The organism is Geobacillus sp. BMUD, from assembly GCF_013096845.1.
Classification (GTDB): Bacteria; Bacillota; Bacilli; order Bacillales; family Anoxybacillaceae; genus Geobacillus; species Geobacillus vulcani.
Genome location: NZ_SDLA01000007.1, coordinates 140558 through 165632, shown reverse-complemented (window position 1 = coordinate 165632; position 25075 = coordinate 140558). Strand labels below are relative to the sequence as shown.

Sequence of the window (25075 nt, the reverse complement as noted above, 5' to 3'; positions counted from 1 at the left end):
GTGTCTTATGCTCTAGCGGCGAAGTGGACACGCCTCAAAGAATAAGGATTGCTTGAAGCAGTCAAACTTCTTTGGAAGCCTCCACTTCAAATTTTCGCTAGAAAATTAAGTGGGGGTAGTTCACTCCCGTAAACGACCGAGTTTCGTCGCAAAGACCAATAAACTGAATGACAATCCGATCGTGACCGCCACCCATGCCCACGCGAACTCCATCCGCCCCGATTCCATGGCCATGTAGACGGCGGTCGGGATCGTTTGCGTTTTTCCCGGAATATTGCCGGCAAACATGAGCGTTGCGCCAAACTCCCCGAGGCTGCGGGCAAACGACAGCACTGCCCCGGATAATAACGCGTGTCTGGCAAGCGGCAGCGAAATATACCAAAAGACTTGGCGCTCATTCGCCCCATCGATGCGCGCCGCCCCTTCAATAGTTGGATCGACCGCTTCAAGCCCGGCTTTGGCCGCCTGATACATGAGCGGGAATGACACGACCACGGCGGCCATCACCGCGGCACCAGGCGTAAACAGTACGGTCGTATGAAACGACGCTTCGATCCACCGGCCGATGGGGCTATGTCGGCCAAACAAGACGACGAGCAAAAAACCGACGACCGACGGCGGCAACACGAGCGGCAACATAAACACCGTCTCCACCACTGTCTTGCCGCGAAACCGGCGGCGCGCCATCCGCTTCGCCGCCGCTGTCCCTAAGACCGCGACAATCAAGCCGGCGAGGAGCGATACTTTGATCGATAACCAAACCGGTGACCAAAACGTTGTCATGGGTCAGCCTCTCTTTGTTCCATCTCCATCCTAACGATACGAAAACAAGCAGGTAAACGCTGTGATGCTGCTTACATTGATTGTATCATATGGGCGGGGAAATCCGGCTTAGAAAAATTTGTGACAACCTGAACAAAAAAGCGACAAACGCTGATTTTTTTCACGCTGTCCCCACCGTGATGTTGTTTACAATAGAAATAGCCGAACAAATGGAGTTGTCGATCATGGAACGGCAGCGAACCACGATTTTTCCCGCTTGCGCTCCCCTAATCCTCGAAAATATGCGGCTTTATTTGTACTTCCATCATACACAGGTGAAGGAAACGGATTTGTGAGGTTGATCACATTCTTGTCTGTTGTCACCATTTTGTCACCGTCGTTGCCACGGTTTTGTCACCTACAAAAAAAGTCCGTCCCCCAAAAGGAACGGACATGATCGGGCAGAACGGTTTTCCCATACGAACGAGCAGAAACGCTGTTGGGGCGCACACACGTCTTTCCAAACAGCCTGTTCCCTCACCCGCTCGCCCGTATCTCTTGTCTCATAAACAACCAATAAGCGATCGCAAAGCAGACGAGAGTGGCGGCAATCAGGGCGGTCGCTTGCGGCCAAATGAGCAAGACACTTTGCGAGAACGGCAGCGGGGCGGCAACAGCGCCGGCCGTTTGTTCCACGGTGACGATCCCTAGCGTCCGAACGTCCGGCGAAAGCAAAGCGGTCGTGGATTCGTTGAACAAGTAGCTCGGCGACAATCTCATGAGACCAAGCACCAACTCTTGACGGCCGACCGCCTGCTCAACGGACGTAATCGCATCAGACTGCAAAAACGACTTCGCAAATACTTCCACGATCATCGCGTAAAAAAGGTTGAAAAACAGCCAAACGGCCAGCGCTGACAACGCGGATGTCGCCGCCTGGCGGAAGATGACGGAAAACAAAATGCCGAGATTCAGCCAAAAGGCGATATACACAAGGCATAACAACAAAAAGCAGACCATGCGGGCAAACTCTTCGAAAGTAGGCGGAATCCCCAAGACCAAAATGCCTAATGCCGTCACAAGCAGGCCGAGCGAAAGAAACAACACCGCATTCAACAACAAAGCGGCGACAAACTTGCCGTTGATGACGTAATCGCGCGGGATCGGCTGCGCCATGAGCCGGCTCAGCGTCCCGCGATTCCGCTCCGAATTGATGGCATCAAATCCAAGCGCGATGCCAAGCAGCGGTCCGAGAAAACCGACAAACGTCACAAACGATGGCAGCGTTCCGTCCGAGACAGTGAATAATTTTAAAAACAAGTAGGCGCCTTTCGCGATTTCCTTGGCCTCTTCCGACGAATCGAGCGCGTCCCGAATCGTCGTCATCGCCGTATACAGCGACCCGAAGCAAGTGAGCAAGATGAGAGCGATCAAAATGATCATGCGCCAACTCGTCAAATAATCGGCCAGTTCTTTTTTGACAATGGCCGAAAAGGCGCTGCTTGCCCCTCTTGTCCGCTTCTTCTCATCAAGCGCCCCCGCCTTCAGCCGTTCACCCCATCTTTTTGCATATGAAAAACCACCGTTTTCCCATCGCCCCTTCTTACGGGCCTTCAACGTCCATCCCTCCCTTCAAAATAGCGGTGATAAATCTCATCGAGGCCGAAATGGCGGCGGCTCAGGTGGAACAAGGAAGCGTGGGATTCGATGATGGTTTTGCTGATGGCGGCGCTCACATCCGTTTGGCAATACACATCCCATCCATTTTCCGTTTGCTCCACTTTATTGACGCCCGGAATCGCCTCGATTTTGGCCCGTAAGGAAGCGTCAAGCGGTGAAGCGGCCACATGGATGACATAGGCATCCTGCAAAAACAACTGTTGTGCGAGACGTTCCATATTCCCTTCGGCCAGCAGTTTCCCATCAACGAACAAACCGACCCGGTCGCAAATTTGCTGAACATGATGCAATTGGTGTGAGGACAGCAGTACCGTGATGCCTTCATTGCGGCTCAAATCGCGGATCAGCCGCAGCAGCTCACGCACTCCTTCCGGGTCGATGCCCAACGTCGGCTCATCCAAAATGATCACTTCCGGATGCTTCATCAACACATCGGCCAAACCGAGCCGCTGCCTCATCCCCCGCGAGTATTTCCCCGCTTTTTTATGGGCTGCATCAGTCAAATTCACCTTCTCGAGCAGCTCCCATGCCCGCTTTTCCGCCTCAGTGCGAGGGATGCCGTTTAACGCCGCCGTATACAGCAAGTTTTCCAAGCCTGTCATGTGATGGTAAAACCCGACATCATCCGGCAAGTATCCGACTTTCCGTTTGACGTCAATTGGATTTCGCACCGGATCGATGCCGCATACGCGCACCGAGCCGGATGTCGGCTCGGTAAGCCCGAGCATCATTAAAATCGTCGTCGTCTTTCCGGCCCCGTTCGGGCCAAGAAGGCCAAAAATTTCCCCCTTTCGAATGGAAAGCGACAAATGGTCAACCGCCCGATGGTCGCCATACGTTTTGCATAAGTTGTTCAGCTCGATGACGGCGGGTGCTGCCATGCTTACCTCCTCCCGTATGTTTTGATCAAATAATACAGCCCTCCGGCCACCCCGACAATGATCAACACCGCCACCACGCCCCAAACGGTTGACGTTTTGACTGAGACGCGAAACGCCGCCTCCGCCGACGTTTCCGCGGTTTGCGCCTGGAAGTTGACGACATAATCCCCGGCAATCGCTTCATCCGACGCTTTCACTTTCGCCTTGACGGTTTTGGAATCGCCTGGGTTCAGCTGGGCGATCGTGCTTTGATCGAATTCCACTTCCCAGTCAGGCGGAGCGTCAGCCGTCATGTTGATGTTCAAAAGCGGGGCGCTTCCGGTGTTTTTAACGACCAGATCGATCACCCGTTCATTCCCCGCCGTCACATCGGTGCTCAAGTTTCCTGACGGCGTCGTCAGTTTCAGCTCATACGTGCCGGTGATGACCGCCTCTAATGTCAGCTCGGCCGATGTGTCGCTCGTTTGCGCTTTGATCGGGATTTTGTACGTGCCCGCTTTCACATTTTCCGGCGGTTTGACCTCTACGGTAATGTCTCTCGATTCATTCGGCTCGAGTTTGACCGATGTCACGGAATTGCCTTCCGATTTGAACGTGACTTGCCACCCTTTTTCCGCCGCCGAACTTAACGCGTAATTTTGCGTCTTGGCGGTTCGGTTTTTCAGCGTGACATCATACGTGAAGCTCGAATCGGCATGCCCCTCAAGGTTCGTTTGATCCGACGTCAGTTCGGTTTTAAATGACCCTTGTTCCGTCACGCGGACAAGCAGCGGCAATTTCGCTGAACCGCTCTCCCCGTTGGCGACAAGCCAAAAGCGGTAATCCCCTTTGTCGACATCCAGCGGCACGTTCACTTCCAGCGTGACCTCTTCTTCTTTCCCGCCTCGGATGGAAAGCTGTTCAATCGTTCGCCCCTCCGCGGTAATCGACGTCGACCATCCTTTCGGCAGGTGGTCAAACGAGAAGGTGACGTTTTCGATGCTGGAACCGTTGTTGATGACATTAACTGTATAGTCGATCGTCTCCCCCGGCGTCACGGAAAGCCCGGTGTACGGCGTGAAAAGAACAACGCCGCTTGCCGCCGAGGCTGGACGGATCGGAAGAAAAAGAGAAAAGAGAGTCAAGATCATGGCAACCATCGCAATCATCCTGCTTCGCACGACATTCACTCCCTCCTTCTGTTTTCACTTCGTATACGCCAGAAATGGATCAATGGATTTGTTTTGCAGGAGAAAAATTCAGTTGTAGAATAGATGCAGAGCAACCATTCCAAGCATGCGTCGGGAGGTGGGCAAGATGGAAGACCGACGGGAAGACCTCGAACTGCTCGAGAAGATCGCCGAAGGCTCGCGCACCGCCTTTGGCCGTTTTTACGAAAAATACGCCCCGATGGTCTATCATATCGCTCTTCGGATCGTCGGCGACGAGGCGGAGGCGGAAGATGTCAGCCAAGATGTGTTTCTCGAAATCTTGCAAAAACCCCATCAATTCGACCCGAAACGGGGAAGCGTTCAAGCCTTTCTTGCCGTGAAAACAAAAAGCCGGTCGCTCGACCGCCTGCGCAAGAAACGGGATTTGTTAGTGAACCGCCTTGAGGAAGCGGCTTTAAAAGAAAACGGGGCGGAATTCTATTTTCTCCGCCAACTGGAACAACAAGTCCTCATCGACGCTTTGACCCATCTCCCCGAGGAGCAGCGGCAAGCCATTATTCACTTTTATTTTCACGGGGAAACCCAACGGGAAATCGCTGCCGCCATGAACAAACCGTTGGGCTCTGTCAAGTCGCTCATCCGCTACGGCTTGCGCAATTTGCGAAAACAAAAAGAGCTGTTCCGCTGGATGGAAGCTGGCCGAGGTGAAAAACAGCATGAAGCATAGCCATATTTCTGAAACCAAAATCGTGGACTGGCTGTTAGACAGGCTGCCAGAGCGAGAAAAAGAAGACGTATCGAGCCATCTAAAGCAGTGTCTGGAATGCCAACGCTTGCTTGAAGCGTGGAAAGGCATCGGGCTGAAGGCAGAAGCTCACTATGAAGCGCCTCCCCTTTCCCGTCCAGAGCGAATTTGGGCTCAGGCGGAAGCGCAAAAACAAACCAAGCGGATGGGGCGCGGTCTCCGCTTGGCAGGCGGGTGGATCGGCGCAGCTGTAGCCGTCTTCCTTTTCACCTTGCGCCTTTCCGCTCCCAACGACGGACCAGCCGCTTCCCATGACCGATCGGATGAGCCATATCGATACATGATTGTCGAACAAAAGGCCGACATTCCGATCGAGCGAATCATCCATAATCCAGAAACAAAACAAATTCCGATTGAGCCATCGGCGCTCTTTCAACAACTGGACGGCACGATTTGGCTCAACGATGATACGAAGGAAATGCTGATGGAGCTTGAAGGGTTGCCGCCGTTCACGGCTCGCGATTATCAGTTGTGGATCATTTACACCAACAACGAAGTCAAAGGGGAACTGTTGACGGTCCGCCATGGAACAGCACGCATTTTGATCACCGGCGAGGATGTCAAACGGTTCAAACAAATTAAAGCGAGCCTCGAACCAAAAGGGGGAAGCGCGACGCCGACCGGGCCGGAAACGTTTATTGTCGATCTCGAACACGAATAGACGCCAAAGCCCCCCTTTTGCCACAGGCCAGCGGCCCGTGTCGCTCGCGATCCATCCGCCGCCGCAAAAAAAGCCCCCGCTGCGTTCGAGGGCGGCAAGCCAAGCCGGGGACAGCCGCCCCATTGCCGGTGTGTTGACAGCCACGGACAAGTTTATTGACCCGTCATACGCCCAAAAAGTAAAGGAGTGGATGAAAATGAATAAAGTTTTTCGTTTACTCGTAGAAGATCTAGGAGGCTGGTGATTTAATCGTGGATACGGCTTTACGATGTTATTTCTCAATTAGAAAAACCTTGTTGCATCGGTCCTGTTTTTCACTCATTCTCCCATTGATTAAGGGAATCAGCCGTTTTTCACCAGCCTTCTAGAACAGGAAAAAGAGAAAGCGGTCAAACAAGCCGAAAAACAGAAAGCCATCGAAATTGCGAAAAACTTGCTCGACGTCCTGCCGATTCACGAAGTCGCGAAACGAACGGGGCTGACTGTCGCCGAAGTGGCGGAATTGGCGAAGGAAATGGACCAAAATCAACCTCCAGTCCAATAACGCAAAAGAGCCGAGGTCGTTCGGTTCTTTTTTTTTCGCACTGTTGCCGTTTCATCATTGACCTTTCATTGACAATGGAACGTTATTGGAGAGACAAAATGATTTTTCATCATGAGCGTCTTTCTGTATCAAGTACATTTGGTGGTGAAGAACCGGGTGGTCAAGGATCGCTCTTCCGATCAGCAAAAGATGTATCTCCCCATCTTAACGATACTCTTCCTCCGTATTGACATTGCGCCATACGGTTTCATCCGCGGCAAGCTGTTGGGCGTCAACATAGCGGACGCGGGCGCCGTCAAGAAGCGAAACCATCCGTCGTTCGCCGGCATCAAGCAGCTTGGCGATCATCGGGCGAAGCCGCCGGTGGTACAAGGCGACCAATGGCTCCGGGCGGCCGTCATGGAGCGGGACGACGGCGTCAAAGGATGGATCGGCATAGGCGGCGAGCCGTTCCGTTACGTCTTTGTCCATATACGGCATGTCGCACGGCAGGATGAACACCCAATCGGATTGGCTCCGTTCCATGGCGGTATAAATGCCGGCAAGCGGCCCAGAACCGCGGTAACGCTCCACATCAAGCAGCACCGGGATGTCCGTTCGCCGACGAAACTCGCTGACAAGCGCTGGATGGCTGATGAGATACAACTCATCGGCAATCGGAGCCAGCGCGGCGACAGACCAAGCGAAAAACGGCGCGCCTTGATGCAACGCGAACGCCTTCGGCCGCCCAAACCGGCGCGACTGGCCGCCGGCCAGCACCACTCCAGCAATCGTTTGTTTCATCACACTCCCCCTTCCGGACCTCGTCTGTTCCTACCGTACCATACGAACCGGCGAGAAAAAAGATATCCGTCTGTCGCGACAAATCTTAGACTAGGCGAACAGCCATCACCCGTTGGCGAAGAAGCATGTTTGTCGTTCCGCTTCTGAAAACGATCTGTTAATCAGCGATTGATAACGCCCGTAGTGGACCAAAAAACGTTCTCCATAAAGTCTTGACTGACTCTTAGCAGCAAATTTGCTCATAACATTAGCCTTCTTTGTAGTATAATGAATTATATACTTGCATCATAACCGCTGGAGCCTTAGGGTGCGATGGCGAGCGTCGCAGCCCGAAGGTGAACATGTGCAATCCCCATGAAAGGAGAAATGGCGGTTGGAAGAGCTTGTTGGCTTTTGCGCGCAATGCGGCAAGCCGATCCATTGTTTGCATGGGTTTTTAAACGGAGTGGTCAGTCGCGAAACAGAGATGTTGTACTGCTTTCCATGCCATGACAAACAAAAGGAGAACGAACACGCTAAGCCAGACAAATGCCACCAGTGATTGAAAACGTTCACAAAAGCTAGGCACAGCGGAATGCCGCTGTGCCTATTTGTTCTTTTTCCGCTACAGCTCTTCCCCTTCGCCGCGCGTTGAAGACAAACGTTCAACAGCCACGTCAACAAAGGAACGATGACAAAGCAGGGCAATGCGATGCACCCAAAATACCGAATCCACCTGGGAAATCCCGACTAATCGAAGACTTCCCGCTTCATCGCCCCCTCCCGCTGCTATGCGGTCCCACTCTTCGGTCAGCGAAAATACCCGATCATCCATCCGTTGTCTCTCTTCTCCCCATGGTGTTTCGTACCTTGCGTTGCTTTTTCATAGTCAGAGACCATAATGCCTCCTTCCATAGACGCCATCCTGAACCGTTTGACTTGACTAGCCGCCGCTCTCTTCACGAGCATGCGAGAGGACAAAGATCCGTTCCTCGCTGGCCATAGCCCCCTCTCATTCCTTCACCCGCAACAGGCGCATGCTGTTGAAGGTCACCAGCAATGTGGCGCCCATATCAGCGAACACCGCGAGCCAAAGGGTGAGCCAACCGGGGATGGCGGCCATGAGCGCTAACGCTTTTAACCCTAAGGCAAAGGCAATGTTTTGCTTGATGATCGAAAGCGTCCGGCGACCGAGGCGAACGGTGTACGGCAATTGGCGCAAGTCGTCGGCCATCAGCACGACGTCCGCCGTTTCCAGAGCGGCATCCGTCCCCGCTCCGCCCATCGCCACGCCGATATCGGCCGCGGCCAAAGCGGGGGCGTCATTCACTCCGTCGCCGACCATGGCCGTTATGCCATAACGTTGTTTCAGCTCGCGGATGGCCGCCAGCTTCTGCTCCGGAAGCAGCCCAGCGCGAATGGCCGACACGCCCGCTTGGCGGCCAATGGCTTGGGCGGTTTGTTTATGGTCACCGGTTACCATGGCGATCTCTTTGATCCCGAGACGCCGCAATGCCGCAATGGTCGCCGCGGCAGACGGCCGCAGTCGATCAGCCGCCGCGATCAATCCTAACAGCCGACGGGCCATGCCGATCGCCATCACCGTTTTTCCTTCTTGGCGGAAGGCGGCGATTCGCTGTTCCGCTTCATCCGACAAACGGCCGAGCACCTCGGCGAGCAAGGATGGGCGGCCGATGTAGTACGTTTCGTTCCCAACGACCGCCCTCACCCCTTGACCCGTTAACGATTGAAACTCATCCACCGGCACGTCAAAAAACGGCACCCCATCTTCTTCCGCCAGGCGGACGATGGCGGAAGCGAGCGGGTGCTGCGACCGTTTTTCGATGGCCGCCGCCACCGCCAGCAATTGTTCACGGCCCCCTTCGTACACGACGACATCGGTCACGGACGGTTTCCCTTCCGTTAACGTCCCGGTTTTATCAAAGGCAACCGCTCGCAGCCGGCCGATTTGTTCCAAATATACCCCGCCTTTGATGAGCACGCCGCGCCGGGCCGCATGGCCGAGAGCGGTGACAATTGCCACCGGTGTCGAGATGACGAGCGCGCACGGGCAGCCGATGACGAGAACAGCGAGGCCGCGATACACCCAATCAAGCCAATTGCCGCCCGCGACAAGCGGTGGAATGAAAGCGACAAGCAGCGCCGCAATCATAATGAACGGCGTATAATAGCGGGCAAACCGATCGATGAACGCTTGCGACGGCGCCCGCTCCGCCTGCGCCTCTTCAACGAGATCGATCATTTTCGCCAACATCGTTTCATCGGCCCGCTTCGTCACTTTCACTTCCAGGAATCCTTCCCCGTTCAGCGTCCCGGCGAACACCGCATCGCCCACCGTTTTTTCCGACGGCACGCTTTCGCCGGTCATCGCCGCCTCATTGACCGTGGACGCTCCGCTGACGACAACGCCGTCCAGAGGAATTTTCGCGCCTGGTTTCACGATCATGACCTCTCCAAGGCGAACGTCTTCGACCGGAACGGTCACTTCCTCCGCACCGCGCCGGATCGTCGCTTGAGCGGGCGCCATTTCCAGCAGCGACGCGATCGACCGCCGCGCTCGGTCCATCGAGTAGCGCTCGAGCGCTTCGCTTATGGCAAACAAAATGACAACGACCGCTCCCTCTTGCCATTCGCCGATCGCCGCCGCACCGAGAATGGCGATCGTCATTAACGTGTTCATGTCCAACTGCCAGCGGGCCAAATTCCGCAGCCCCGTCCAAAACAAGGAATAGCCGCCGAGCGCGATCGCCGCCAAATACATCGCGACCGCCATTCCCCCGCTGTCCGCCGCATCGGCCGCAATGCCAATCAGAAGCAATGCAGCAGAGACGAGGACGTTCCCGTTCTCTTTCTTCTTCCAAAACGGCTCCCGCCGGATAGTGCGCTCGCGTTCTTCGCGAATTTTCAGGCGTTCAAACGCTCCGGCTTGTTCCAGTTCTTCCACCGTCGTCTCGCCCCAAACCGTGATTTTGGCGGCGCCGAAGTTGACTTTCGCTTCTTTGACGCCGGGCAAAGCTTTGACGTTGCGCTCAAACTTGGCGGCGCAATTTGCGCACGTTAACCCTTGCACGCGGTATGTTTTGGCCTCGATCCGCTCCAATGTTTGTTCATTCGCCACGGTGATCCCCCTCTTTCTGGTGGGCGAGCGCGACAAGCAACAGCTCGCGAATATGGTCGTCATCGAGCGAATAAAAGGCGAGTTTTCCCTCTTTCCGATATTTCACGATGCCTTGTTTATACAAAATGCGCAAATGATGCGACGTCGTTGCCACCGTCGCCCCGATGACGTTCGCTAAGTCGCAGACGCACAACTCTTCCTCGCCGCAAAGCGCATAGACGATTTTTGCCCGGTTTTCGTCGGCCAACGCCTTGAAAAACGGCACAATCGACGCCATGTTTTCCTTATTCAGCCGGCGCTGAATCCGCCTGACCTTCTCCTCGTCATAACAGTAGACGTCGCATACATCTTGGCGATGCATTCCGTTCCTCTCCTTGCCAACATTCAAATAGTTGTTTGAATATAGAATATCATATCCCTTTTTGATATTCAAATATTCATTTGAGCGAAAAAAGTTCCCTCATGACAAAAATCCGCCTTCGTCGCAGCGAAAGGCGGATTTCGTCTGATGAATGCGCCGCAGCAATGAGGCCCATTGCCGTCGGGTTCACCTATACGTATTCGCGAAACCAACGCACCGTCTCCAAAAACGCTTCGCGCGTCACTTTATGGCCGGCGTGCGGGTCGGTGATGAATTGCAGCCGGTCTTCGTTCCCTTCATAAAGTGGTTTAATTTGCTTATAAAACTCATATGTATAAGCATACGGGACGACTTGGTCGGCTTTTCCGTGCCAGATGAACAGCGGCCGCCCGGCGAGTTTTTCCGGTTGTTTCGATAAATCATAGCGGGCAAGCTTTTCTTTTTCCAACGCCAACAACGCCGGCGGCATCGGAATGTCGATTTGGCGCCGCTTCCCTTCTTCAATCATGGCATCAAAAAAGGCGCTGAAATTCGGGCAGCCCATCAGCGCCACTGCCGCCCTCACCCACGGATAGACGGCGAGCGCTCCGAACGTGACGATCCCGCCCATCGACGTTCCGGCAAGCCCAATTCGTCCCGAGTCAGCCAGCCCGCGGCTCACAAGGTCGTTTTTCATCTCGTCGATTTCACTGATCGTGCGCACCACAATGTCCCAAAACGACAACTGCAATTTCCGTTCGCTCAACCCTTCGTCCCGCTCGCCGTGAAACAGCGCATCGGGAAGCACAACGCGATAGCCCGCCTCGGCGAGCAAGTAGCCGAAATGCAAATTATGTTCTTTGGCGCTCGTAAAGCCGTGAATAAAGAAAATGAGCGGAAGCGGTTCGTCCCGTTTTTCCGGCTGAACGACATGTAGAACGGGCACGCCGGCCAACTGTTGTTGTTCAATGATCACCATCGCTGCACAAACTCCTTTTCTTTTTCCATCGCTGTATAGTGTACCATATGGACAGCGATTTTGGAAAAGAGTTACACTATGTAATGAGAAAAACAAAGGCAAAGGAGTCAGACATGAAGCCATATTTAATTGCTTTGGATTTGGATGGAACATTGTTGAGAGAGGATAAGACGATTTCCCCGCTGACCAAAGATGTCATCCGCCGCGCCATTGACGCCGGCCATGTGGTCGTCATCGCCACCGGTCGGCCGTATCGGGCCAGCCGCATGTATTACGAGGAACTGAACCTCACGACACCGATCGTCAATTTCAACGGCGCGTTTGTCCACCACCCGCGCCAACCGTCATGGGGAATCCGCCATGTTCCGTTGCCCTTGCCTGTCGTCAAAGACATTGTCGAATTGGGAGAAACGTATCGAATCAAAAACATTTTGGCGGAAGTGATGGACGACGTCTATTTTCACGAACATGACGAAGTGTTGCTGGACATCGTTCGCCTCGGCAACCCGACGGTGAAAATTGGCGATTTGCGCCGCTCGCTCGGCAAAGATCCGACGAGCGTGCTCGTGTATACAGACAGCAGTCATGTCGAACAAATTCAATCATATCTGTCCGACGTATACGCCAACGTATTGCACCATCGGCGCTGGAATGAGCCATGGCATGTGATTGAAATCATCCGCCATGGGGTTCATAAAGCGGCCGGCTTACAACAAGTCGCCGATTCCTTGGGCATCCCTCGGGAGCGAGTGATCGCCTTTGGCGACGAAGACAACGATTTGGAGATGATTGAGTGGGCCGGATTGGGCGTCGCCATGGGCAACGCCATCGAACCGCTGAAAACCATAGCCGATGATGTGACCAAAACGAATGAAGAAGACGGCATCGGCGTGTATTTGCAAGAAATCCTGGGCTTATAGTCCCCCTTCTCCGCCTTTTCGCCGCATCCAGCCAGCGTTGGGGACAGCAGTTTGCATCCCATTTCCTAACTACCGTTCCGTGAAAATCCCGTCGGCAAGCGGTGATTTTCATCCCCGGGTGGAGGGCAGATCCCTTGCCATGGATCGTTTCCGTGAAAATGCCGTGTCGATGGGCTGCGATTTTCATCCCCGGGGAGGACAAAACCGTTGCCCGTGAACCTTTTTCGAAACAGGCTGGGCACGCACGAAACGGCGCTTTTCGTTTGTAACGAATTTCCTTACTACTGTTCCCTGGCCGCGGTTACACTATACGTGACGCAACGTGCGTCTTCACTTTTTAAAGGGGGAATCCGTCATGGGCAAACGAAACAAATCGAAGCGTTTCGTCCAGCAAAGCGTCGATGCAGTCGAACGGCATGACAAACGAATCCCTTACCATTTGACGTACGCCGAAGCGGAAGCGCGCAAAGCCGAAAAAGCGGTGGAAACATCGCTCGGAGGAGCGTAGCGATGGGCAATCGTCTATTTCAAGAGGCGCGCAAAGCGGTCGCCCAAGCGAAGCAAGCAGCCAGCGGCGAAATCGACATGAGCGTCGACCGCGCCATCGCCATTGCCAAAAACGCCTTGTCATCAGCTTACGCGCATTCCAATACGGCGGAAAAAGCGCAGTTGCGTCAATTTCAAGCTGAGCTTGATGAGCTCACCCAATAACCGCTGCGGGCTTCCCGCAGCTCTTTTTTTCGCCCGCTCCCGATTTTCCGTTGTATTCCGAACCGAAACCCGCTACACTGAACATAGAAACATGAATCGCTGTTCACCTGCGGAAACGGTTGGTTCATCCGATCGAGCCACCGGGAACGCGGAAGGAGAAAAGAGGAGGACGAAAGATGTCCATTCAAATCATCACCGACAGCGGCGCGGATTTGCCGCAATCGTACATCCGCGAACATCATATCGCCTTTTTGCCGCTCGTCGTCCATTGGAACGGCCAAGACTACGAAGATGGGGTGACGATCGAACCGAAACAAGTGTATGACGCCATGCGCCAAGGACAGGCGGTGAAAACGGCCCAACCGAGCCCGCTGGCGATGAAGGAGCTGTTTTTGCCGTACGCCAAAGAAAATCGGCCATGCCTGTACATCGCCTTTTCCTCGAAATTATCCGGCACATACCAGACCGCCATGGCCGTCCGCAGCGAACTGCTTGAGGAATACCCTGAGTTTCGCCTGACGATCATCGACTCGAAATGCGCCTCGCTCGGCCAAGGGCTTGCCGTCATGAAAGCGGTCGAGTTGGCTGAAAACAACACACCATACAACTTGCTTTGCGAAACAATCGAGGCGTACTGCCGGCATATGGAACATATCTTCACCGTCGACAATCTCGACTATTTGGCGCGCGGCGGCCGCATCAGCAAAACCGCCGCCGCCTTCGGGGGCTTGCTCAACATCAAACCGCTCCTCCATGTCGAAGACGGCGCCCTCGTTCCGCTTGAAAAGCTGCGCGGGCGGAAAAAAGTGTTGAAACGGATGGTCGAGTTGATGGGCGAACGCGGCGACGATCTTCAAAAACAAACGATTGGCATCAGCCATGCCGATGACGAAGAAACAGCGCTTGAACTGAAGCGGATGATCGAAGAAACGCACGGCTGCACGCGCTTTTTCCTCTCCGACATCGGCAGCGCCATCGGCGCCCACGCCGGACCGGGGACGATCGCTCTGTTTTTTCTGAATCGATACATTGAAATCTGACGAGAAACGAAACAGAGGCGCCTGCCCAGAACAGGCGCCTCTCCCTTCTCATTGACGACGGCCCACACTCGCCCTATCCTCCTGCGTCCCCCCCATCGCTTAAAGCCTCTCCCTTCTCATTGATGACGGTCCCCTATTCATTACAGATCCGCAAGCGAGCCATTGGTGGGGGAAAACCTTTCCGTTATTTTCCCAACAACTCCCCCTATATTTCATTTTCATTTGCTCATACTAATACTACACGATCGGAATGCAGGGAGGGCTGGTCCATGCCAAACACAAGCGACAACGACAAAAAAGCGCGCGACAACCAAGCGAAGCGCCATGAAAAAAACATGATGCGCGAGAAAAACCGGGAAGCCGGAAAGTTCGCGTATTCGAAGAAGACGGATCATCTATAAGCGAACTGACAAAAAGGCGGCCGAACGACCGCCTTTTTACCTTTGTCTTTCCATGTGCTTTTCCTCTTCGTTGACTTGAAACTGACTCATTGCCTCACGCAATTCATCTGTCAACTCGCGGAGCGTTGTTGCTTTTTCCTTCATCCGTTCAAATGCGGCAAGCTGTTCAGTCATCGATGCGGCGATTTGTTCACTGCCGGCAGCCGATTGTTGAACAACGGCACTAATACTTTCCACATTTTTGAACACTTGTTCCTCACGCCATTTTAAGTCGGAAAAAGCATCGGCAAGTGCTTGGAGATCAGTGGAAATGCTTGTGACGGTCTCGTCAATTTTCGCAAACGCCTTTGTTGTTACTTCGGCCGACTCCGATTGCTCACGCGCCATCTCCATCCCGTTGGTCACTGCATCGGTGACGGACGCAACACCGCGCTCAATCAATGAAACGGTCGCAAAAATTTGCTTCGTTGCTTGAGCCGATTGTTCGGCTAGCTTTCTCACCTCATCAGCCACAACGGCAAATCCTTTCCCCGCTTCACCGGCGCGGGCTGCTTCAATCGCCGCGTTGAGTGCCAACAAATTCGTCTGTTCGGCGATCTCAGCGACTGATGCTGCCATTTGTTGAATGTGGCTCGCATATCCAGCCAATTGTTTTGTCGCCTGTTCAATCAAGCGAGTTGCTTCTACGCTTTGGTGAATAAGGCGCATTTGCTGCTCCATGGCCGCCCGGCCGCTTTCGACCGCTTCTAACGCCGCGCTGCCATAACGGGCCGTTTGCTCGGTCCTCTCTGCCGTTTTGGCAAACGTTTCATCCATTTTTTCGATTTGTTCCACCGCTTGCTGTAATTCTTCGGCGATATTTTGTGTCCCCGTGGAAAGTTCATTGACCGACACCGTGACTTGTTCATGAATGGAAGTGAGCGTTTGTTGCTCAGCTTCCATCTCTTGAGCAAACTGTTCGACTTGTTTACTTGCTTTCCCAACTGATCCTAGCAATTGCTTTAGTTGCTCCGCCATTGCGGCAAACGCCTCGTTTAATGAGCCGAGCTCATCCTTGGCCCGATAATCGACACGAGCGACGATCAAGTTTCCGCTCGCAATTTCCCCCGCATTGGCCGCCAACTGTCGGAGCGGAGACGTAATCGAACGAGTAAGACGCCAGCTCGCCAATCCGGAGATCAGCATCAACAAGACGCTGCCGATCACAGCCGTCCCAATGACCGTTTGAATTTGTTGTTTCAAACCGCGCTGGACGGCCTGATAGTGGTCATTCGTCTCCCAGCCGAGAACAACGACATCGTTGATCGCCCCTTCAATGCGCATGGCTTGGCGCCGCACCTCTGCCGCATCCTTTTTCGCGAACGCTGTTCCGACCGCCTGTTTCACAGCGGCAAATTTCGTGCCCGCTTTCTCGATCAAAGAACGAAAACGGGGTTGTCCACCCGCTGTTTTGAGCTCCTCCAACCGTTGATCCACGATGTGAAGCTGCGCCAACGCCTGTTGTTTATTTCCTTCCGTCATATTGTAGGAAGCGCTGTTTAAGCTTTGCTTTGCCCCCTTCATATCAGCTTCCAACTGTCTTACAGAAAGCAGCACCGGAACGATATCCTCGTTTTTCTCCTGAATCGATAACATGGTGGCAATGATGTAACCAATGATGCCGATGGCGGCCACGAGTGCAACGAAAGCATGCAGCCATAGTTTTTGGCGAATCGTCATGGTCCTCCCCTTCTCTTTTTAGTTTGTTGCGATTTGTCCGTCGATGATTTTTTGCGCCCAACTGTCGACCAGACGTTGCTTTTGTTCATCCCACGGAATGACTCGGATCGGTGCCAAACCGACTCCGTCTTTGGCCAATCCTAACGTGACCGTGCCCTCGGGCCATTGTTTTTGCTTCACATAATGCTTGATCACTTGATAAAGCGCAACATCAATATTTTTCACCATCGAGGTGATCACCGCTTTTTCCGCGTAAATATATTGGTCACTGTCGACACCGATCGCATACTTTCCACGCGCTTCGGCCTCGCGAAGCGCGCCAATGCCGGTAAACCCAGCCGCTGTATAGATGACATCGCACTGCTTGGCAAACAGCGTCTTCGCCCATTGTGCGCCAAGATCATCATTGCCAAAATCACCTGCATAGACGGTTGTCACCTTTGCTTGCGGCTTGACAGACCGCACCCCTTTCTCAAATCCGTCAGCAAACTTCCGGATTAACGGCACATCGGCTCCGCCGATAAATCCGACATGATTTGTTTTCGTTGCCAATGCCGCTACCACTCCAGCCAAAAAACTTCCTTCTTCCTCTTTAAAGGTAATCGATGTCACATTGGGCAGCATCGATTCCGCATCAATCAGAATAAACCGTTGTCTTGGGTATTGTTTCGCAACGTTTTCCAAATCTTTTTGCACCATAAATCCCAGCCCAATGACCACGTCATTGCCGGCGGCGATCAATTCTTTCAACCCTTGCTCATATGTCTTTGTTTCACTAAGCTCACGATAGTCAAACTGAACACCTAATTCGTCCCGCGCCTTGATCAAACCGCGAAACGCGGCATCGCTGAACGACTGATCCCCCAGTCCGACGTCTGACAACATAATACCGACTTTTACTCTTTTTTTCTGCACAGCGGGGGCATGATGCGAACAGCCGGCTACCAATACCATAAGCCCCAACAAAAAATACCATAGTCGTCTGCACCGATTCATCTCCCTGTCTCCTTCCCATGATGTCCATTAACATATATCGGCGGAATTGGAGGATGTTTTAGCGTTTTAACCAAAAATGGCTCATCACCACAACATGTACTTGACAGACGGTTCACTTCTCTGAACAAGTGTATGCAAAACATGATTGGTTTCCTGTTCTTTCTTGGTTGAATAAGTAAGGTACGTGATGAAAAAATCAAGTACAACTTTTGGTGAAGAGCCCCAAAAATCTTCTTATTGTTCTCTTCTTCCATTTGCTGATGGTTGTGTTCGCTGCCACCTTTTTCTATAATGAAAGTACATCACACGCCCGGGAGGTTTTGTATGTCGAAGGAAAGTTCGTTTGATATCGTCTCGAAAGTCGATTTGGCTGAGGTGGCGAACGCTATCAACATCGCGATGAAAGAAATCAAAACGCGCTATGACTTTAAAGGAAGCAAAAGCGACATTTCGCTCGAGAAAGACGAGCTCGTTCTTATCTCCGACGATGAGTTTAAGCTGGAGCAGCTGAAGGACGTGCTCATCGGCAAGCTCATTAAACGCGGGGTGGCGACGAAAAACATCCAATACGGAAAAATCGAGCCGGCCTCAGGCGGCACGGTGCGCCAGCGCGCCAAGCTTGTCCAAGGAATCGACAAAGAAAACGCGAAAAAGATCAACACGATCATTAAAAACACGGGGCTGAAAGTGAAAAGCCAAGTGCAAGATGACCAAATCCGCGTCAGCGGCAAAAGCAAAGACGACTTGCAAAAGGTCATCGCCGCCATTCGCGAAGCGGATTTGCCAATTGAGGTGCAGTTTGTGAATTATCGTTAAGCGGATGAGGGAATCCTCGATCCGCTTTTTTGGTTTACAGCGGGAACGATCGAAGGCCGTGATTTCAGAAAAAATGGGGGTCTTCCAATCCTTTCTTTTGGGAGAAATAAGAACCGCACCGTTTTCTGTTCTTGCCAGCCGCACCGAGCAGAGCAAAAAACTCGTTTTTGACCAGCCTTACAGAAAAGGTCCATGGACAACTGTTTGCCCTCCACCTGAGGATGAAAATCACCACTCGCCGGCGCGGGATTTCCACCGAAAGTTTGAAAGAAAAGCTAGACGGCACGTTTCCTTTATTGCGAGGATGGATCGTCCTGGAATTGGGCAAACAACGGTCGCATGATATCGGCCACTGAGCCGGCAGACGACCCCTACATGCCAACGGCCGCCCGCCCGATCAGTACGCCAAGAACAATGATGACCAACGCCGCGCCCGCGATCGGACCGACAAGGCGCATCGCCTCTCCTTCCCCACCGGGGCGGCCGAGTGTTGAGGCAACGAGCGCGATTCGCGCCGGGGACGCCATCGTCATATTCGAAGCGGCGACGTTTTGTGCGGCGGCGTACCAGATGGCTGGTTCATGCAATTGGTCGGCCATCGCCCGCTGAAACGGGGAAAACATGGCGTTCGCCGCGCTGTTGCTTCCGCTCATCCAGCCGCCGAGCGCCCCAACGAGCGGCGACACGGCCAAAAACGCCGAACCGGTCCAGGCAGCGGCTTGTTCGGCCAATGCGCCGGTCATTCCCGCTCCGTCCATCACCGCTGACATCGCGATAAACCCCGTTGTCGCCACCGCGGCTGGGGTCACTTGTTTGACCGTTTTCTTCACGCAAGCCAGCACTTCCGCCGCGCTCAGGCGATAAAGCCAGCACGCGCTCAGCGCCGCCAGCCATAACGCAAACCCGGGGCTGTATAACAATTCAAGGCGAACACCATATAGGGGCCAGTGCAAAACGCCGAACGTCGTGGCCATACGTTGAACCCCATCGAAAAAATGAGTGATGAAAATATAGCCAATCAATATCGCATACGGCCATAATGCTTTGCCAAGCGACGGACGGACCGCTTCTTCTCCCGCTTCCCTCACATGGCCGCGGACGCGCGCTTTCAGCTGCCAATAGCCAACGAGCAACACCGCAGCGAAGCCCCCAGCCGCCGCGCCGGCCAACTCGACGGACACGTATGCGCTAGCGGCCCATGTCATGAACGCTAGACTCGCTGACACGATCAGCATATCATCGAAGTGCTTTCTCACGGAACGCCGCCCTTCGCTCACCGCAACAACCGCACCAACGTAAAACAAGGCAAGCGGAACATGAAGCCATGCGCTATATTCGCCAAGCTCCCGAAGCGAAACACCTGACAGTTCGGCATTGATCACCGTGCCGATCGCCAGCGCCCCCCACGGGACGGCGGATTGGGTCAACAGCGCCAACACCATCGCCTTGCGGGCCGGAAACCCAAGCGCCGCATACAACGGAGCGACAATCACGACCGCCAGTCCAAACCCGCTCACTGCCTCTAAAAATGGGCCAATCGCCGCCGACAACAAGAGCGCCTGCTCAGCCGGGGCCCGCCCAAAGCCGGAAAGCCAAGCAGAAAGAGCACGGACCGCCCCGCCCGCTTCCAACACATTGTGTAACAGCAAGCCAAATATGAGCACATAGACGACAATCAGCGCCAACAGCACGCCGCGGATCGTTCCGTGCATCACCTCTCCTGCGGAAGCATGAAACGGAAAAACAGCGAGCACGGCCGCCAGCGCATAACAGCGCAGCGCCGCATGCATCGCCGGCATTTTCCGCCACCCGATGGCTACACATGCCCAAGCGAGCGGCAATACAGCCAACAGTGAATGAATGATTCCCCCCATCGTTTTTCCTCTCCCCCAAACCGTTCACTATAGTGTATATAACCATCATATTTTTCCACCAAAGAATATGTCAAGACAAAATTTCCACTATGGTGTACGATACAACTAAAGAACGGGTGATTTACTGATCACCTCTGCTCTCCAACAGTATTTCTCACATCGAGAACGCTGACGAAATCAGTCTCTTCTTTCGTGAGGTCTTACATCAACTAGCGAAGAACTCCGTTTTTCACCAACTTTCGCGAAAGCTGCTGAAACATCAGCGTTGCTTCATTTAAGAAAGAGAGTGGATTGGTCCAAGCTGTTCTAATGGATCACTCGTTAGGATACGCTGCCTTTTTCACTGACATTACAATGCTGCTTAGAAGGAGGCAAAGGATGATGGATTTTGGCCAAAATGTCCGAACAGCCCGCAAACAGAAAGGTCTATCGCTGCAGGCGTTATCAGAGCGGTGCGGCGTCAGCCGATCGATGCTGTCGCAAATCGAGCGCGGCGAAAAAAATCCGACCATCCAAGTCGCCTGCCAAATCGCCGCTGGATTGGAAGTGACACTATCCGAACTGCTTGGCGAACACGAACCGAAGGAAATCATCATGATCAAAAAAGAGGAACGGTACGTGTACCGCGATGAGCAGAGCGGCTTTGAGCGCCATCTTCTTTCCCCTGTCTTTCCGGGGCAACCGATCGAATTCGTTTTGAACTTCATTCCGCCCGGCAAACAATCGGGAGTGTTTCCGCCCCACCCGAAAGGCACGAAAGAATATATTGCCGTCGTCAACGGAACATTGCGCGTCGTGTTGGGGGATCGGCACTATGACTTGCGAGAAGGAGACTCTCTCTATTACGACGCTGCTTGCGAACATCAATTTATCAACACAGGCCAAGAAGAGTGTCGCTATTATTTGATTATTCACTCGCCTGCTTCGAAAACATGATGCGGAATGATGGGCGTTCAAGGTGCTGCTGTTTTTGATTTTTTTCGTCACACGACAACGCTAGCCTCCCCAGCAAAAAGCGGGGGCGTGTCAAGTTTTTTCAGACACGCCCTCGCTCATCCGGCAATGGTTTATTTTTGCTGCATCTTAAACTGCAAAAACAACTCATTATAGTAGGCGAGCATACGTTTCCCTAAGTTTTCGTACACTTCCAAGCGCCCTGCCGAATCCAAATCCGGGTAAAAGCGCCGGTCATTGGCAATGTCTTTTGGCAAATAGCGAAGCGCCGCCCGATTCGGCGTCGAGTAGCCGACATATTCGGCGTTTTGCGCCGCGTGTTTCGGGTCAAGCATAAAATTAATAAACGCGTGCGCGCCTTCGATGTTTTTCGCTGTTTTCGGAATGACCATGTTGTCAAACCATAAATTGGATCCTTCCTTGGGCACGACATAGTCCAACGCTTCGTTTTCGGAAATGATTTCCGCCGCATCGCCCGACCAGACGACACCGACCGCCGCCTCTTCGTTGGCAAGAAGCAGTTTGATTTCATCGCCGACAATGGCCTTCACATTCGGCATAAGCCGGTCGAGCTTTCGTTTCGCCTCTTGCAGATGCTGCTTGTTTGTATCGTTGAGCGAATAGCCAAGGCTGTTTAACGCCATCCCCATCACTTCGCGCGCCCCGTCAACAAGCAAAATTTGATTGCGCAAATCCGGGTCCCATAAGTCGTTCCAGCTGGTGATCGTTTTGCCGCCCAGCATCCCGCGGTTGTAGACGATGCCGACCGTTCCCCAAAAGTACGGCACCGAATAGCGGTTACGCGGGTCAAACGACAAATCGAGAAATCGCGGGTCGATGTATTTTACGTTCGGCAGTTTGCTATGGTCGAGGGGCAAAAGCAAGTTTTCCTCGATCATCTTGCTGATGGCGTAATCGGACGGAACGGCGACATCAAACGTCGCGCCGCCTTGAGCGATTTTCGCCATCATCGCCTCGTTTGAATCGAACGTTTGGTAAACGACTTTCCAGCCGGTTTCTTTTTCAAACTTCCGGATCAGCGCCGGGTCGATGTAATCGCCCCAATTGTACACGCTGACCGTCTTGCCGCCTCCGTACCCTTCCGCTTCGTTGAGCCGATAGGTCATGAACATAAGGGCGAACGCGGCGATGAATATAGCGGCAAACCCTTGAACGAGACGTTTCATCTACTTTCGCCCCCCTATTCCGTACATGCGGCCGCCTTTTTGACTGAGCACGTAATAGCCGACGACCAGCAGCATCGTAAACAAAAACAACAGCGTTGACAGCGCGTTGATCGATAAGGAAATGCCTTGGCGCGCCCGCGAATAAATTTCGACCGACAACGTCGAGAACCCATTTCCTGTCACAAAAAACGTCACGGCAAAATCATCGAGCGAATACGTGAGCGCCATAAAAAACCCGGCCCAGATGCTCGGCGTCAAAAACGGGAGGATCACCCGCGACAGCACTTGCCGCGATCCTGCCCCCAAATCGCGCGCCGCATCGATCCATGTCGGGCTCATCTCCTCAAGCTTGGGCAGCACCATCAGCACGACAATCGGCACGCTAAAGGCGATATGGGACAACAGCACGGACACAAACCCGAGCTTGATGCCGGCCAGCGTAAACAACAATAAAAACGAAGCGCCGATGATGACGTCCGGGCTGACGATCAGCACGTTGTTGAGAGCAAGCAACGTATTTTTCATCCGCTGCCGCTTGACATAGTAAATGGCCAATGCCCCGATGACGCCCAAAATCGTGGCCACCGCCGCCGACAATAACGCGATGACCAGCGTATTGAGCACAATGATCAACAAACGGTCATCCGATAGCACCTCGCCATACCATTTCAACGTGAAGGATTGAAAATCGTGCATCGTCCCGCCGCTGTTGAACGAATAATACATCAAGTACCCAATCGGCGTGTACATGATGGCAAACACGACAAGCAAATAGACGCGCCCCCACCGATGTGTGCGTTTCATCGACTTCCCTCTTTCCTTCCGCTTCCTGTCAAAAAGACAATGACCGCCATCGCGATCATGAGCACAACCGCAATCGTCGCCCCCATCCCCCAATCTTGGGTGACAAGAAAATGCTGCTCAATGGCCGTGCCAAGCGTAATGACGCGGTTGCCCGCAATGAGGCGCGTAATCATAAACAGCGACAACGCCGGGATAAACACCGCCTGGCAGCCGGCCTTCACCCCACTGAGGGTGAGCGGGAACACGACGCGGCGGAACGTCGTCCACCCGGACGCGCCCAAATCGCGGGCGGCATCAATGAGTGACGGCGGCAATTCTTCCAGCGCATTAAAAATCGGCAGCACCATAAACGGAATAAAAATGTACACGGAGACGAACACAAAGCTGAAATCGGTGAACAACAGCTGCCGCGCCCCGAGGCCGATCGCCTGCAAAAAAGCGTTGGCCAATCCATATGTGCCGAACAGCCCTAAAAACGCATACACCTTCAGCAACAAATTCACCCACATTGGCAAAATGAGCAACAGCAGCCATAGCTGCTTATGCCGCGTTTTCGTCAGCCAATACGCGGTCGGATAGCCGATCAGCAAGGAGGCGAGCGTAATCAGCAGCGCGTACCAAAACGAATACGCCATCATTTTCAAATAAATGGGCGTCAGCACCTTTTCATAATTGGCCAGCGTCCACTGTCCATCGATATCCAAAAACGACTCATATACGAGAAAGACGAGCGGCGCAATGACAAACAACACCAGCCATGCCGCATAGGGGATCAAATACCAGTTTCGCCATGCCCGTTCCATCCTTCGTCCCCTTTCCTGCGCTCGGCTCGCATGACATGAATCGCTTCCGGTTCAAAGCGAAGCCCGATCGTTTCCCCGACTTCCGCTTTTTTCGTTGAATGAACGAGCCATTCATTGCCGTTTTCATCATAGCCGCAAATTTCATAATGAACGCCGCGGAACAGCAGCGAATCGACGCGAATGACGATTTGGCTGTCTTCCGGTGCGGCGAGCTCCAAATCTTCCGGGCGAATGACAACATCAACCGGTTCGTTGGGCGCAAAGCCGCGGTCAACACATGCAAAACGCCGGCCCGCAAATTCGACGAGAAAGTCTGCGATCATGCGCCCCGACAAAATGTTCGATTCGCCGATGAAATCAGCAACAAACCGATTGACCGGCTCATCGTAAATCTCTTTCGGCGTCCCAAATTGCTGAATTTTCCCTTTATGGAGAACAAAAATATAGTCGGACATCGCCAGCGCTTCTTCTTGATCATGCGTGACGAAAATAAACGTGATCCCCAGCCGGCGCTGCAATTCGCGAAGCTCGTACTGCATTTCCGTGCGCAGCTTCAAATCCAGCGCCGAGAGCGGTTCATCAAGAAGCAGCACTTCTGGCTCGTTCACGATCGCCCGGGCAATCGCGACGCGCTGCCGCTGGCCGCCGGACATTTCCTGAATGCGGCGGCGTTCATACCCTTCCAAGTTGACAAAACGGAGCGCTTCCTTCACCTTTTGGCGAACGTCCGCTTCTTTCATTTTTTTCACCCGCAAACCAAAAGCGACGTTTTCAAACACATCCAAATGCGGAAACAAGGCGTAATCTTGAAACACCGTATTGACTTGCCGCTTGTTGGGCGGAACGTGATTCATCGGCTTCCCGTGAAAATAAATCGTCCCTTGCGTCGGTTCAATAAACCCGGCGATCAGCCGCAAAATCGTCGTCTTTCCACATCCGGACGGACCTAGCAGCGTATAAAATTTGCCTCGCTCCATCTCAAAACTCACATCGTCCAATACCGCTGTCCCATCGTATTCCTTCGTCACATGGTCAAAGCGGATGATTGCTTGTCCGCTCACCTTCGCCCCCCCTACTCCACCTATTTCCGTCATTTCTAATGAAAGCATACTCAGCGTAAAAAAGGCAATAAAAAATCATGACAAC

Annotated in this window: 25 protein-coding genes and 2 pseudogenes; 11 read left to right on the top strand and 16 right to left on the bottom strand. The window is 53.3% G+C overall.

From position 1 onward, the window contains the following. Nucleotides 1-120 precede the first annotated feature (120 nt). The 4 genes from modB to ETC05_RS10405 form a co-directional block, all read right to left on the bottom strand. Nucleotides 121-783, bottom strand: a complete 663-nt coding sequence (gene modB / locus ETC05_RS10420) for a molybdate ABC transporter permease subunit (RefSeq protein ID WP_171660955.1) — start codon at nt 781-783, stop codon at nt 121-123. 516 nt (nt 784-1299) lie between these two features. Beyond that, complete coding sequence (locus ETC05_RS10415) at nt 1300-2379, bottom strand: ABC transporter permease (protein ID WP_171660954.1); 1080 nt, start codon at nt 2377-2379, stop codon at nt 1300-1302. Then, nucleotides 2376-3323 carry an ABC transporter ATP-binding protein gene (locus tag ETC05_RS10410; RefSeq protein ID WP_031405172.1) on the bottom strand — a complete coding sequence of 316 codons (948 nt, stop codon included), beginning with the start codon at nt 3321-3323 and terminating at the stop codon, nt 2376-2378. The genes ETC05_RS10415 and ETC05_RS10410 overlap by 4 nt, the downstream gene beginning before the upstream one ends. Nucleotides 3324-3325: 2 nt before the next feature. Further along, nucleotides 3326-4492 (bottom strand): COG1470 family protein, encoded by a 1167-nt coding sequence (locus ETC05_RS10405; RefSeq protein ID WP_171660953.1) that lies wholly within the window; start codon nt 4490-4492, stop codon nt 3326-3328. Nucleotides 4493-4619: 127 nt separating this feature from the next. On the opposite strand from ETC05_RS10405, the gene ETC05_RS10400 reads away from it, so the two are divergent. The 4 genes and pseudogenes from ETC05_RS10400 to ETC05_RS18305 all read left to right on the top strand — a co-directional run. Continuing rightward, nucleotides 4620-5201, top strand: coding sequence for a sigma-70 family RNA polymerase sigma factor (locus ETC05_RS10400; RefSeq protein WP_171660952.1), 582 nt, complete (start codon nt 4620-4622; stop codon nt 5199-5201). Continuing rightward, the gene (locus tag ETC05_RS10395) at nt 5191-5940 is read left to right on the top strand and encodes an anti-sigma factor domain-containing protein (protein WP_171660951.1); all 750 of its coding nucleotides are present in this window, start codon (nt 5191-5193) and stop codon (nt 5938-5940) included. Before ETC05_RS10400 ends, ETC05_RS10395 begins: the two co-directional genes overlap by 11 nt. Nucleotides 5941-6061: 121 nt before the next feature. Beyond that, a pseudogene (locus tag ETC05_RS18310) lies at nt 6062-6169 on the top strand (transcriptional regulator); the annotation flags it as partial. A 138-nt stretch (nt 6170-6307) separates the two neighbouring features. Next, a pseudogene (locus ETC05_RS18305) lies at nt 6308-6484 on the top strand (transcriptional regulator); the annotation flags it as partial. Nucleotides 6485-6688: 204 nt separating this feature from the next. On the opposite strand, the gene ETC05_RS10390 reads toward ETC05_RS18305, so the two are convergent. From ETC05_RS10390 to ETC05_RS10370, 5 genes are all read right to left on the bottom strand, one after another. Further along, the gene (locus ETC05_RS10390) at nt 6689-7267 is read right to left on the bottom strand and encodes a molybdenum cofactor guanylyltransferase (RefSeq protein WP_171660950.1); all 579 of its coding nucleotides are present in this window, start codon (nt 7265-7267) and stop codon (nt 6689-6691) included. A gap of 604 nt (nt 7268-7871) precedes the next feature. Continuing rightward, a complete protein-coding gene (locus ETC05_RS10385) occupies nt 7872-8081 on the bottom strand; it encodes a hypothetical protein (protein ID WP_253263993.1) in 210 nt (69 codons plus the stop codon). Nucleotides 8082-8258: 177 nt separating this feature from the next. Continuing rightward, nucleotides 8259-10385 (bottom strand): heavy metal translocating P-type ATPase, encoded by a 2127-nt coding sequence (locus ETC05_RS10380; RefSeq protein WP_368668035.1) that lies wholly within the window; start codon nt 10383-10385, stop codon nt 8259-8261. Then, a complete protein-coding gene (locus tag ETC05_RS10375; RefSeq protein ID WP_171660948.1) occupies nt 10375-10746 on the bottom strand; it encodes an ArsR/SmtB family transcription factor in 372 nt (123 codons plus the stop codon). The genes ETC05_RS10380 and ETC05_RS10375 overlap by 11 nt, the downstream gene beginning before the upstream one ends. A gap of 190 nt (nt 10747-10936) precedes the next feature. Continuing rightward, the gene (locus ETC05_RS10370; RefSeq protein ID WP_031405191.1) at nt 10937-11704 is read right to left on the bottom strand and encodes an alpha/beta fold hydrolase; all 768 of its coding nucleotides are present in this window, start codon (nt 11702-11704) and stop codon (nt 10937-10939) included. A 113-nt stretch (nt 11705-11817) separates the two neighbouring features. Here ETC05_RS10370 and ETC05_RS10365 point away from each other — a divergent pair, with 113 nt between their 5' ends. The 5 genes from ETC05_RS10365 to ETC05_RS10345 all read left to right on the top strand — a co-directional run bounded on the left by ETC05_RS10365 (nt 11818) and on the right by ETC05_RS10345 (nt 14776). Then, nucleotides 11818-12624 carry a Cof-type HAD-IIB family hydrolase gene (locus tag ETC05_RS10365; RefSeq protein ID WP_031405194.1) on the top strand — a complete coding sequence of 269 codons (807 nt, stop codon included), beginning with the start codon at nt 11818-11820 and terminating at the stop codon, nt 12622-12624. 355 nt (nt 12625-12979) lie between these two features. Beyond that, complete coding sequence (locus tag ETC05_RS10360; protein ID WP_015374103.1) at nt 12980-13132, top strand: hypothetical protein; 153 nt, start codon at nt 12980-12982, stop codon at nt 13130-13132. A gap of 2 nt (nt 13133-13134) precedes the next feature. Further along, a complete protein-coding gene (locus ETC05_RS10355) occupies nt 13135-13335 on the top strand; it encodes a DUF3813 domain-containing protein (protein WP_031405196.1) in 201 nt (66 codons plus the stop codon). A gap of 176 nt (nt 13336-13511) precedes the next feature. Next, the gene (locus ETC05_RS10350; protein WP_171660947.1) at nt 13512-14375 is read left to right on the top strand and encodes a DegV family protein; all 864 of its coding nucleotides are present in this window, start codon (nt 13512-13514) and stop codon (nt 14373-14375) included. Nucleotides 14376-14644: 269 nt separating this feature from the next. Beyond that, nucleotides 14645-14776: a DUF3941 domain-containing protein gene (locus tag ETC05_RS10345; RefSeq protein ID WP_008879040.1), complete on the top strand. Its 132-nt coding sequence runs from the start codon at nt 14645-14647 to the stop codon at nt 14774-14776. A 36-nt stretch (nt 14777-14812) separates the two neighbouring features. On the opposite strand, the gene ETC05_RS10340 is transcribed toward ETC05_RS10345, so the two are convergent. Then, nucleotides 14813-16495: a methyl-accepting chemotaxis protein gene (locus ETC05_RS10340; protein ID WP_171660946.1), complete on the bottom strand. Its 1683-nt coding sequence runs from the start codon at nt 16493-16495 to the stop codon at nt 14813-14815. An 18-nt stretch (nt 16496-16513) separates the two neighbouring features. Beyond that, nucleotides 16514-17491: a BMP family lipoprotein gene (locus ETC05_RS10335; RefSeq protein ID WP_171660945.1), complete on the bottom strand. Its 978-nt coding sequence runs from the start codon at nt 17489-17491 to the stop codon at nt 16514-16516. 324 nt (nt 17492-17815) lie between these two features. On the opposite strand from ETC05_RS10335, the gene ETC05_RS10330 reads away from it, so the two are divergent. After that, nucleotides 17816-18307, top strand: a complete 492-nt coding sequence (locus ETC05_RS10330; protein ID WP_033843246.1) for a YajQ family cyclic di-GMP-binding protein — start codon at nt 17816-17818, stop codon at nt 18305-18307. Between the two features lie 371 nt (nt 18308-18678). Here the strand turns inward: ETC05_RS10330 and ETC05_RS10325 are convergent, their stop codons facing one another. Then, nucleotides 18679-20181, bottom strand: coding sequence for an L-lactate permease (locus tag ETC05_RS10325; protein ID WP_171660944.1), 1503 nt, complete (start codon nt 20179-20181; stop codon nt 18679-18681). Nucleotides 20182-20562: 381 nt separating this feature from the next. Here ETC05_RS10325 and ETC05_RS10320 point away from each other — a divergent pair, with 381 nt between their 5' ends. Further along, nucleotides 20563-21117, top strand: coding sequence for a helix-turn-helix domain-containing protein (locus ETC05_RS10320; RefSeq protein ID WP_171660943.1), 555 nt, complete (start codon nt 20563-20565; stop codon nt 21115-21117). A 131-nt stretch (nt 21118-21248) separates the two neighbouring features. Here ETC05_RS10320 and ETC05_RS10315 read toward each other — a convergent pair whose 3' ends face one another. Genes ETC05_RS10315 through ETC05_RS10300 form a run of 4 tightly spaced genes read right to left on the bottom strand, consistent with a single transcriptional unit; the run spans nt 21249 to nt 24990 of the window. Then, nucleotides 21249-22322: an ABC transporter substrate-binding protein gene (locus ETC05_RS10315; RefSeq protein WP_171660942.1), complete on the bottom strand. Its 1074-nt coding sequence runs from the start codon at nt 22320-22322 to the stop codon at nt 21249-21251. Next, entirely contained in the window at nt 22323-23126 is an 804-nt protein-coding gene (locus tag ETC05_RS10310) for an ABC transporter permease (RefSeq protein ID WP_171660941.1), read from the bottom strand. Beyond that, nucleotides 23123-23929: an ABC transporter permease gene (locus ETC05_RS10305; protein ID WP_031405231.1), complete on the bottom strand. Its 807-nt coding sequence runs from the start codon at nt 23927-23929 to the stop codon at nt 23123-23125. The genes ETC05_RS10310 and ETC05_RS10305 overlap by 4 nt, the downstream gene beginning before the upstream one ends. Further along, nucleotides 23899-24990 carry an ABC transporter ATP-binding protein gene (locus ETC05_RS10300; protein ID WP_171660940.1) on the bottom strand — a complete coding sequence of 364 codons (1092 nt, stop codon included), beginning with the start codon at nt 24988-24990 and terminating at the stop codon, nt 23899-23901. Before ETC05_RS10300 ends, ETC05_RS10305 begins: the two co-directional genes overlap by 31 nt. Between the last annotated feature and the right edge of the window lie 85 nt (nt 24991-25075).

Coding starts and splice junctions, on each gene's coding strand:
- modB (WP_171660955.1), bottom strand. CDS start 783: ATGACAACGTTTTGGTCACCGGTTTGGTTATCGATCAAAGTATCGCTC.
- ETC05_RS10410 (WP_031405172.1), bottom strand. CDS start 3,323: ATGGCAGCACCCGCCGTCATCGAGCTGAACAACTTATGCAAAACGTAT.
- ETC05_RS10400 (WP_171660952.1), top strand. CDS start 4,620: ATGGAAGACCGACGGGAAGACCTCGAACTGCTCGAGAAGATCGCCGAA.
- ETC05_RS10395 (WP_171660951.1), top strand. CDS start 5,191: ATGAAGCATAGCCATATTTCTGAAACCAAAATCGTGGACTGGCTGTTA.
- ETC05_RS10390 (WP_171660950.1), bottom strand. CDS start 7,267: ATGAAACAAACGATTGCTGGAGTGGTGCTGGCCGGCGGCCAGTCGCGC.
- ETC05_RS10385 (WP_253263993.1), bottom strand. CDS start 8,081: ATGGATGATCGGGTATTTTCGCTGACCGAAGAGTGGGACCGCATAGCA.
- ETC05_RS10375 (WP_171660948.1), bottom strand. CDS start 10,746: ATGCATCGCCAAGATGTATGCGACGTCTACTGTTATGACGAGGAGAAG.
- ETC05_RS10370 (WP_031405191.1), bottom strand. CDS start 11,704: ATGGTGATCATTGAACAACAACAGTTGGCCGGCGTGCCCGTTCTACAT.
- ETC05_RS10365 (WP_031405194.1), top strand. CDS start 11,818: ATGAAGCCATATTTAATTGCTTTGGATTTGGATGGAACATTGTTGAGA.
- ETC05_RS10360 (WP_015374103.1), top strand. CDS start 12,980: ATGGGCAAACGAAACAAATCGAAGCGTTTCGTCCAGCAAAGCGTCGAT.
- ETC05_RS10355 (WP_031405196.1), top strand. CDS start 13,135: ATGGGCAATCGTCTATTTCAAGAGGCGCGCAAAGCGGTCGCCCAAGCG.
- ETC05_RS10350 (WP_171660947.1), top strand. CDS start 13,512: ATGTCCATTCAAATCATCACCGACAGCGGCGCGGATTTGCCGCAATCG.
- ETC05_RS10345 (WP_008879040.1), top strand. CDS start 14,645: ATGCCAAACACAAGCGACAACGACAAAAAAGCGCGCGACAACCAAGCG.
- ETC05_RS10340 (WP_171660946.1), bottom strand. CDS start 16,495: ATGACGATTCGCCAAAAACTATGGCTGCATGCTTTCGTTGCACTCGTG.
- ETC05_RS10335 (WP_171660945.1), bottom strand. CDS start 17,491: ATGAATCGGTGCAGACGACTATGGTATTTTTTGTTGGGGCTTATGGTA.
- ETC05_RS10330 (WP_033843246.1), top strand. CDS start 17,816: ATGTCGAAGGAAAGTTCGTTTGATATCGTCTCGAAAGTCGATTTGGCT.
- ETC05_RS10325 (WP_171660944.1), bottom strand. CDS start 20,181: ATGGGGGGAATCATTCATTCACTGTTGGCTGTATTGCCGCTCGCTTGG.
- ETC05_RS10320 (WP_171660943.1), top strand. CDS start 20,563: ATGGATTTTGGCCAAAATGTCCGAACAGCCCGCAAACAGAAAGGTCTA.
- ETC05_RS10315 (WP_171660942.1), bottom strand. CDS start 22,322: ATGAAACGTCTCGTTCAAGGGTTTGCCGCTATATTCATCGCCGCGTTC.
- ETC05_RS10310 (WP_171660941.1), bottom strand. CDS start 23,126: ATGAAACGCACACATCGGTGGGGGCGCGTCTATTTGCTTGTCGTGTTT.
- ETC05_RS10305 (WP_031405231.1), bottom strand. CDS start 23,929: ATGGAACGGGCATGGCGAAACTGGTATTTGATCCCCTATGCGGCATGG.